The sequence below is a fragment of the Actinomadura chibensis NBRC 106107 genome (assembly GCF_001552135.1).
Taxonomy (GTDB): Bacteria; Actinomycetota; Actinomycetes; order Streptosporangiales; family Streptosporangiaceae; genus Spirillospora; species Spirillospora chibensis.
This window is the reverse complement of sequence record NZ_BCQP01000053.1, coordinates 86,870-94,912: the sequence shown is the minus strand read 5'-3', so window position 1 is coordinate 94,912 and position 8,043 is coordinate 86,870. Positions and strand designations below refer to the sequence as shown.

The following is an 8,043-nucleotide window of genomic DNA, read 5'->3' as shown; positions in this document are numbered from 1 at the left end:
TCTTGTATGCGTGACTTTACATGAACTGACCGGATGCAAGACAGGTGGGTCCGGCCCTTGAGACGTTACCCGGACGAGTTCTTGATCACGCGCGGGACCCGTCCGGCGGGGCGGCGCGCACCACGCGGGGTGCTTTGAAGCGCCCCGGTCCCAACTGAGACCCTGCCGGTATGAGCCAAGTGCTGGTGGCGTCGAACCGGGGTCCGGTGTCGTTCTCGCTGTCGGAGGACGGCGCGCTCGCGATGCGGCGCGGCGGCGGCGGGCTGGTCTCCGGCCTCGCCGGGATAGCGGCCGCCCGCGGGGAGGCGTCGCCGGACGTGCTGTGGGTGTGCGCGAGCCTGGGCGAGGCCGATCGGACGGCCGCGCGCCGCTCCCCCGACGGCCGTCTCGACCTCGCCGGGTACGAGACGGGCGGCGCGGCCGTGCGGATGCTCGACATCCCGGCGGGGACGTTCCACCGCGCCTACAACGCCGTGGCGAACTCGACGCTGTGGTTCGTCCACCACCTGCTGTACGACACGCCGCGCAGCCCGCACTTCGACGCGCACGCCCGGCGCGACTGGCAGTCCTACGAGGCGTACAACGCGGCGTTCGCGGACGCCCTGGCGCGGGACGCCGCGCCCGGCGCGAAGGCCGCGATCCAGGACTACCACCTGTCGCTCGCACCCCGGATGCTGCGCGAGCGACGTCCCGACCTGAGGATCGTGCATTTCTCGCACACTCCGTGGGCGCCGCCCGACTACTTCCGCCTCCTCCCGGACGACATCGGTACGCAGATCCTGCTGGGCATCCTCGGGGCAGACCACGCGGGGTTCCTCACAGAGCGGTGGGCTTCGGCGTTCCTTGACTGCTGCGAGTTGCTGCCGGGCGCTCGGGTCGACCGTGTCTCGCGTACCGTCTCGTGCGGCGGACACGTCACGCGCGTAGGCGTCCATGGTCTCGGCGTCGACGGGACGGCCCTGCGCCAACGCGCCGCCGAACAGGACGTCGTCGAACGGGCGCGCGCGCTGCGCGAACAGGTGGGCGACCGTCAGCTCATCGTCCGCGTCGACCGGACGGAACTGTCCAAGAACATCGTGCGCGGGCTCGCCGCCTACCGGGAGCTGCTCGCCAACCATCCCGAATGGCGCGGACGGGTGGTGCACCTCGCGTTCGCGTACCCGTCCCGCTACGACCTGCGCGAGTACCGGGAGTACACCGAGGCCGTCGAGCGGACGGCCAAGCAGATCACCGACGAGTTCGGCACCGCGGACTGGGACCCGCTGATCGTCCAGGTCAACGACGACTACCCGCGCTCCCTCGCCGCCTACGGGCTCGCGGACGTCCTGCTGGTCAACCCGATCCGGGACGGGATGAACCTGGTTGCGAAGGAGGGACCGGTGCTGTCGGAGCGGGGCTGCGCGCTGGTGCTGTCCCGGGAGGCGGGCGCGGCGGCCGAACTGTCCGAGGACGCGCTGACGATCAACCCCTACGACGTGTCGCAGACCGCCGAGGCCCTGCACCGCGCCCTGCTGATGCCCCGCGCCGAGCGCGCCGAGCGCTGCGCCCGCCTCGCCGCCGCCGCGACCGCGCTGCCCCCGCGCCGCTGGTTCGCCGACCAGCTCGCCGCCCTCGACTGAACCTCGCGGGCCAGCCCGTCGCGCGTGCGGCCGGGTCAGATGGCGAGCGGGCTCTCGGACGCGGCTCGCGGTCGCGCGGCGGGCTCCCTGGCCAGGAGGCATTCGACGGGGTTCGGCTCGTGGTGGCGGCGCCAGCGCTCGCGCAGGGCGTCCTTGCGCTGCGCCATCCGGCGGTGCGCGCTGACCTTGGCGAATCTGGCGAGCTGCGACGCGGGCGGCTTCGGCAGGCCGCTCGGCTCGTAGCCGAACTCGGCGAGCCGCTGGCCGAACGCGGCCTCCGCCAGGCTGATCTCCCAGGAGTGCAGGCGCTGCGCCCACGACCCGACGCGGGTGGTGGTGACGGGGCCCTTCGTCCGGCCGTGCCGGGCGCCGCGCCCGGGGACGGTCCGCGTCGCGGCGCGCTCCGGGTGCGCCATGGCGGGGTCGAAGTCCTCGCCGAGGAAGGCGCAGAGCCTGGCCAGCTCGTCGGCGGGATCGGCGACGAGCCGCTCGTACTGCATTTCGTAGTAGGCGTCCGGGCCCAGGCGCGCGCTGAGGCGGCGGCCCCGGTCGACGGCCTCCCGCCACGCGGAGATGGCGTGGTGGACGTCCTGGTCGTACCAGGGCCTCTCCAGCAGGGAGGCGACGCAGTCGCGGCCGTCCCGGACCAGGTGGACGAACTGGGCGTCCGGGAACATCCGCAGCAGCGGCCCCACGTACCGGACGTAGCCCGGCCGCCGGTCGCCCCAGCGCGGCTTGTCGAACCGGCGCGCGTAGGCGCCGAACACGGTGCCGACCGCGGAGCCCAGCGTGGGCGGCCCGGCGACGATCTCCTCGGTGGTTTCGGACGCGTCCAAACCGAGCGTGCGGAACTTCGTGGACCGGTCGCGGGTGATCCAGTCCGCCAGCTCGCGCCTGTTCTCCCTGACCGTCAGGTCACCGAACTCGCACCGCGCCGTATAGGCCGGGAGGACGAACCTCGTCTCGGCGGGGACGGCGATGCGCGGATGGGAGTGCAGCATCAGTTGCAGCAGGGACGTCCCCGACCGGGCGCAGCCGAGGATGAAGATCGGACGATGGTCGCGCTGGGCCGGACCTGAAGACATGCACGGCATGGTTCCGGCGCGGACGGCCGGGTCGCCCGGGGCATGGCCGCACCGTTGCGCCCCGATGACCGAGCTTTGACGCCCGGCCACCCGCACGGGTGGGTGCGGGTGGCTCCGAGCTCTTCGGGCTAGGTCAGGTGTAGGACTCGCCCAGGGTCTGCCTGACCTGTTTGCGTGCCTCGTGGATGCGCGACTTGACCGTGCCGAGGGGCAGGCCGAGCTGCTCGGCGATCTCCGCGTACTCCAGTTGGGACACGTCCCGCAGGACGAGTGCCTGGATGAGGTCCGGCTTGCGGGCCTCCAGGTCTTCCATGGCGTCCAGGATGTCGACGCGGGAACCGGCGATGACGCTGGTCCGGCGCGGGTCGGGACGCTGCTGCGGAAGCTCGCCCGCCTGCTCCACCGACCGCCGCTTCAGCGACCGGTAGGTGGACCGGGCGGAGTTGGCGACGACGACGTGCAGCCAGGTGCTGAACCGCGACCGGCCCTCGAACCGGTGGATGTTCCGCGCGACCTGGAGCAGGGCGTCCTGGCACGCCTCCTCGGCGTCCTGCCGGCAGGGCAGGAACCGGGAACTGTGCCGCAGCACGTCAGGCTCGATCCTGCGGAGGAGCTCGTTGAGGGCGCTCTGGTCACCCTGCGCGGCCTTGACCGCAAGCTCCTCGGTCCTCTCGTCGAATGCCATGCCGCCTCAATGCTTGTTCGCGCACTCACCCCGTTGTTGGGATGATACGGGAGTGTCTTTCCCACCATCAGTAGGCCGTTACCGGATCGATCGCGTCCTGGGTTCGGGGGCGTTCGCCTCTGTGTGGCTGGGTCACGATGACGCTCTGGAGTCCCAGGTCGCGATAAAGGTCCTGTCCGGAAGCCTGATCGACGATCTGGACGTACGCAACCGGTTCTTGGAGGAGGCCCGGATTCTCCGGCGTGCCGACTCCGAGCGGCTGGTCCGCGTCCATGACATCGGCGAGCTTCCGGATGGGCGTCCCTACTTCGTGATGTCCTACGCAGACCGGGGCACTCTGGGCGACCGGATGCGCGAGCGGCCACTTCCGGTCACCGAGGCGATCGTGCTCGCCGAGGAGATCGCGTACGGCGTCGAGGTGATCAACACGCTCGGCGTCATCCACCGCGATCTGAAGCCGTCCAACGTGCTGTTCCAGTCGACGCCGGACGGCGGCGAGAAGCTGCTGATCGCCGACCTCGGGCTGGCGAAGGCGCTCGCGCACGCGTCCGGGGCGTTCACGCTGCCGGTCGGGACGCCCGGGTACATGTCGCCCGAGCAGGCGCGCTTCGGGGGCGGGCTGGACGTCCGCGCCGACGTGTACGGGCTCGGCGCGCTGACGTACCACATGGTCGCCGGACGCGCGCCCGGCCCGGCTCCGGTGAAGAAGGCGCCGAGCGAGTTGCGCGAAGGGGTGCCGCCCGCGGTCGACCAGGTGATCCTGCGGGCGCTTGAGGTCGAGCGGGAGAAGCGGTGGCCGACCGCGGAGGCGTTCGCCGAGGCCCTCTCCACGCTCCGCCCGACGTCCACGCCGGGAGCGGCCGGTGCGGGCGCGCCTGGGCCGGGTCCCGCTGGCGCGGGTGCGGCCGGGCCTGGGGCGGGGTCGCCGTCGTACGCGCGGCCGGGGCCGCCCGCGCCCGTCCCCGTCCTCGACGCGGACGCGACCGTCCAGGACTTCTACCACGACGGGGCCCGCCTGCGGCCCGGCGCGCCGACGCCCGTCCAGGGTCAGGCGCCCGCGCAGGGCCCGCCGCCGCAGGGACCCGCGCAGGGCGGGCGGCAGGACCTCAGGACGCGGCTCGACCAGCCGATGGAGGACGACGACCGGACGTCCGAGATGCGCCTTCCGCCGGGTCCGGCGGGTCCGGCGGCCGGGGAGCAGACGATCGTGGACGATCCCGGCGGGCGCGGCGGCGTGCGCTTCGGGCAGGGCGAGCCGTCCACGGCGCCCGACCTCGACAACGACCGGACGATCCAGTACCAGGGACCCCCGCAGCCACCCCCCGGGCAGGGCGGCGGGCAGGGCGGCGGGGAAGGCAAGACCGCCGTGTTCCCGATGCCGGGCCCGCAGAACAGCGCGCCGCCGCAGGGCATCCCGCAGATGGGCCCGGGCGGCCCGGGCGCCCCCGGCCCCGGCGGTCCGCAAGGGTTCGGTGGCCAGCAGGCTCCGCCGCCGCCCACCGGTTTCCAGGCGCCCCCCGGACCGGTCCAGGGGCAAGGGCAAGGGCCGGGCGGCAAGCAGGGCGGTCTCCTCGGCAAGCTCCGCGGCGGAGGCGGCGGACCGTCCGGGCCCGGCGGACCCGCCGGACCAGGCGGTGGCGGGCCGAAGAAGTTCGTCACCCCGTTGATCATCACGGCGGCCGTGCTCGCCGTCGCGCTGATCGGCGGCCTGACGCTCGGGGTGCTCTTCTCCGGCGGCGACGACAAGAAGAAGGACGACGGGAAGCCGGGCGGCGTCCCGAAGGACTTCGTGGCGATCGCCGACGCGTCCGGCAAGATCAAGGCGGCGGTGCCGAAGGCGTGGCCGAAGCAGCAGGAGCCGACCTGGACGCCGTCCACGGTCGGGCTGAACGACGCGCAGGCGCGTCCGGTGCTGCGCGCGACCCCGGACAAGGCCTCGTTCCTGGGCGACGGGAAGGGCCCGGGCGTCTTCATCGGCGTGACGACGGACGTCCGCCCGAACCAGCTTCCGCCGCCGAACGCGGCCGTCCACGGGCAGTGCACGAAGGCCGCGCCGGAGAACTACACGTCCCCCGACAAGGCGCTCAGCGGGACGATCACCCGCTTCACCGCCTGCAAGACCGGCACGCCTTCGGTCACCGAGGTCGGGCTGCGCGACAAGTCCGGAAAGTTCGGCCTGTGGGTCCGCGTGAAGGAGACGGACGGCGGAAACGCCACCACGGGCATCCTCGACAGCCTCAAGGTCACCGGCCCCTGACGCCCCCGGAACGCGGCTGAGGCCGCGGGGGGCGTCGTCCCGGCATCTCTCAGCGAGCGGCCCGCGCCGGGCCGCCGTTTCCGCATGCCCGGACACTCGATGTTGCATCGCGACCGGTTTTCGATATATCGTTAATGCATCGCAACCGATCTAGAGCGAAGGAGACTGCGATGCGAGACCACACGATGCGAAGGCGCGGCGGACGGCGCGGACCCGAGGAGCGCGGACGGCGCGGTGATCCGTTCGGCCCGTGGGGGCCCGGCGGTCCGGGGTTCGGCCCCGGTCCCGGCCACCGCGGGCGCGGCGGACGCGGGCGGCGCACCCGGCGCGGCAACGTCCGGGCGGCCCTGCTCGCCCTGCTCGCCGAGCGGGCGATGCACGGCTACGAGATGATCCAGGAGCTGGACGGCCGCACCGGCGGCGTCTGGCGGCCGAGCCCCGGCTCGGTCTACCCGACCCTCCAGATGCTGGAGGACGAGGGCCTGGTCACCAGCCGGGAGGACGCCGGAAAGCGGCTGTTCGCCCTCACCGACGCGGGCCGCGAGGCGGCGTCGGCGCAGACCACGGCCCCCTGGGACGAGGTCACCGAGGCCGCGGGCGAGAACGTCCTGCGCGGCCGCGAGGCGGTCGGCCAGCTCATGGTCGCCCTCCAGCAGGTGCTGGCGGTCGGCAGCGAGGCGCAGAAGGCGCGCGCGCTGGACGTCGTCAACGACGCCCGCCGCCGCCTCTACGGCATCCTCGCCGACGACCCCGAAGCCGAGTGAACGCCATCGGACGGAACCGCCGCGGCCCGACGGCCGCGGCGGTTTCGCGTCTCACGGCCGCGGCGGCGCAGGATCAGCGCGGGAACGGGGCCGGTTTGGCGAGCTGGTCGGCCATGTAGAGCTGCTTCCACACGTAGAGGCCCATGTCCTTGCGGGTGATGCTCCGCCGGACGGGGACGTCGACCGTGGCGCGCACCAGGTACGTCCCGCCCGGGGGCATGAACTTGTCGCCGCCGTCGCCCGGGATCAGCGCGCCGCCCCGGATCCTCCGCACGACCTGGCTGTGCGTCGGCGGCGTGCACATCTTCTCTGGGACACCGGCCTGCGGCATGCAGCGTCCGCGCGCGTCCGGCGTGACGAGGTCGCGCCTCACGAAGACGTCGCCGGGATAGTCGAGCAGGACTTTCTTACCGGTCGGGTTGGTCAGCAGGTACTCGATGTAGGCGAACGCCGTCCCGGACGGCGGCGACGACTGGAACGTGGTCACCACGCTGTCGCCCACCCCGCCGGTCACCGCGGCGAGCCTGTACCTGGAACCGTCGGCCGTGCCGACCTCGATGGGCGTCCCGGCGCGGGGCAGCGGCGCGCCCGTCTCGCCCGGCCGCGCTCCGGCGGCGGACGGCTCGGCGCCCGTCCCGCCGTCCCCGCCGCCGCGCGTCAGGACCACCCCGATCGTGACCAGCCCGGCGAGGACGAGCACGCCCGCCGCGACCAGCCCGCCGCGCCGACTCGCCGGGGCGCGCTCCCGGCGGCGGCCGCGCGCACGCTCGCGCTCGCGTCCGCGCTGCCCGAGACGCACCTGCACACCGCTCGTCGCCCGGATCCCCCTTGAGCCAGGCGCGGCCGACGCCTCGTCTTGCACGATGTAGGGGTCTCCCGGCTCCGGCGCCTCGACGGTCGGACGCGCCCGCCCCCCGACCGACCGCGCCCCCACACTCGCCTGCGGCCCCGTGCCATGCGACCTCGAATCCCGTCGCGCCCCACCAACGCCGCTCTGCGGCCCAGTGGGGTGAGCGGCGACCTGCGAGCCCAGAGGCAGTTGCGTCCCGGTGACCGGGCCGCCACGCGGCGAGACGCTGACCTGCGGCCCGGTGCTCGGCCCGGCGGCCTGCGAGCCCAGAGGCAATTCCGGCCCAGCGGCCGGGCCGCCACGCGGCGAGACGCTGATCTGGGGGCCGGTGGTCGGACCAGCGGCCTGCGCGCCCGGAGGCAATTCCGGCCCGGTGACCGAGCCGCCACGCGGCGGGACGCTGAGCTGCGGGCCGGTGGTCGGACCGGCGGGCTGCGCGCTCGGAGGCGGTTGCGGGCCGCTGGCCTGGGAGCCGCCAGGCGGCGGGATGTTGATCTTCGGCCCGGTGATCTGCGGGCCGGTGGTCGGACCGGCGGCCTGCGCGGTCGGAGGCGGTTGCGGGCCGGTGGCCTCGGGGCCGCCTGGCAGCGGGGCGCTGGGGGGCGGGACGGTGATTTTCGGGCCGGTGATCTGTGGGCCGGTGGGTGGAGCGGCGGACTGCGCGCTCGGAGGCGGTTGCGGGCCGGTGACCGGGTCGCCGGGCGGCGGGACGGTGATCTGCGGGCCGGTGGGGGGTGGGGCGTGGAGGATGGGGCTGGTCGGGGCGTCGGGTGGTATCGGGGC

The 8,043-nt window shown here is 73.9% G+C and carries 6 protein-coding genes; 3 read left to right on the top strand and 3 right to left on the bottom strand.

Translation table 11 applies throughout. The features are described 5' to 3' along the window. The first annotated feature begins 170 nt into the window (after positions 1–170). A complete protein-coding gene (locus ACH01S_RS29715) occupies positions 171–1,619 on the top strand; it encodes an alpha,alpha-trehalose-phosphate synthase (UDP-forming) (RefSeq protein ID WP_067898919.1) in 1,449 nt (482 codons plus the stop codon). Positions 1,620–1,654: 35 nt separating this feature from the next. Here ACH01S_RS29715 and ACH01S_RS29710 read toward each other — a convergent pair whose 3' ends face one another. Together ACH01S_RS29710 and ACH01S_RS29705 are read right to left on the bottom strand one after the other, a co-directional pair. Next, complete coding sequence (locus ACH01S_RS29710; protein ID WP_067898916.1) at positions 1,655–2,704, bottom strand: sulfotransferase family protein; 1,050 nt, start codon at positions 2,702–2,704, stop codon at positions 1,655–1,657. A gap of 133 nt (positions 2,705–2,837) precedes the next feature. Further along, positions 2,838–3,389 (bottom strand): RNA polymerase sigma factor, encoded by a 552-nt coding sequence (locus ACH01S_RS29705; RefSeq protein WP_067898913.1) that lies wholly within the window; start codon positions 3,387–3,389, stop codon positions 2,838–2,840. Between ACH01S_RS29705 and ACH01S_RS29700 the strand changes: the two genes are divergently transcribed. Then, positions 3,388–5,646, top strand: coding sequence for a serine/threonine-protein kinase (locus tag ACH01S_RS29700; RefSeq protein ID WP_148344793.1), 2,259 nt, complete (start codon positions 3,388–3,390; stop codon positions 5,644–5,646). The genes ACH01S_RS29705 and ACH01S_RS29700 overlap by 2 nt on opposite strands. A gap of 170 nt (positions 5,647–5,816) precedes the next feature. Next, on the top strand, positions 5,817–6,410 hold the full coding sequence (locus tag ACH01S_RS29695; RefSeq protein ID WP_067898908.1) for a PadR family transcriptional regulator: 594 nt from the start codon (positions 5,817–5,819) through the stop codon (positions 6,408–6,410). Between the two features lie 73 nt (positions 6,411–6,483). Here ACH01S_RS29695 and ACH01S_RS29690 read toward each other — a convergent pair whose 3' ends face one another. After that, positions 6,484–7,215, bottom strand: coding sequence for a hypothetical protein (locus ACH01S_RS29690; RefSeq protein WP_067898905.1), 732 nt, complete (start codon positions 7,213–7,215; stop codon positions 6,484–6,486). Positions 7,216–8,043 lie beyond the last annotated feature (828 nt).

Excerpts from the sequence above, each read along its gene's own strand:
- ACH01S_RS29705 (WP_067898913.1), bottom strand. The coding sequence starts at position 3,389 with ATGGCATTCGACGAGAGGACCGAGGAGCTTGCGGTCAAGGCCGCGCAG.
- ACH01S_RS29695 (WP_067898908.1), top strand. The coding sequence starts at position 5,817 with ATGCGAGACCACACGATGCGAAGGCGCGGCGGACGGCGCGGACCCGAG.
- ACH01S_RS29715 (WP_067898919.1), top strand. The coding sequence starts at position 171 with ATGAGCCAAGTGCTGGTGGCGTCGAACCGGGGTCCGGTGTCGTTCTCG.
- ACH01S_RS29710 (WP_067898916.1), bottom strand. The coding sequence starts at position 2,704 with ATGTCTTCAGGTCCGGCCCAGCGCGACCATCGTCCGATCTTCATCCTC.
- ACH01S_RS29700 (WP_148344793.1), top strand. The coding sequence starts at position 3,388 with ATGCCGCCTCAATGCTTGTTCGCGCACTCACCCCGTTGTTGGGATGAT.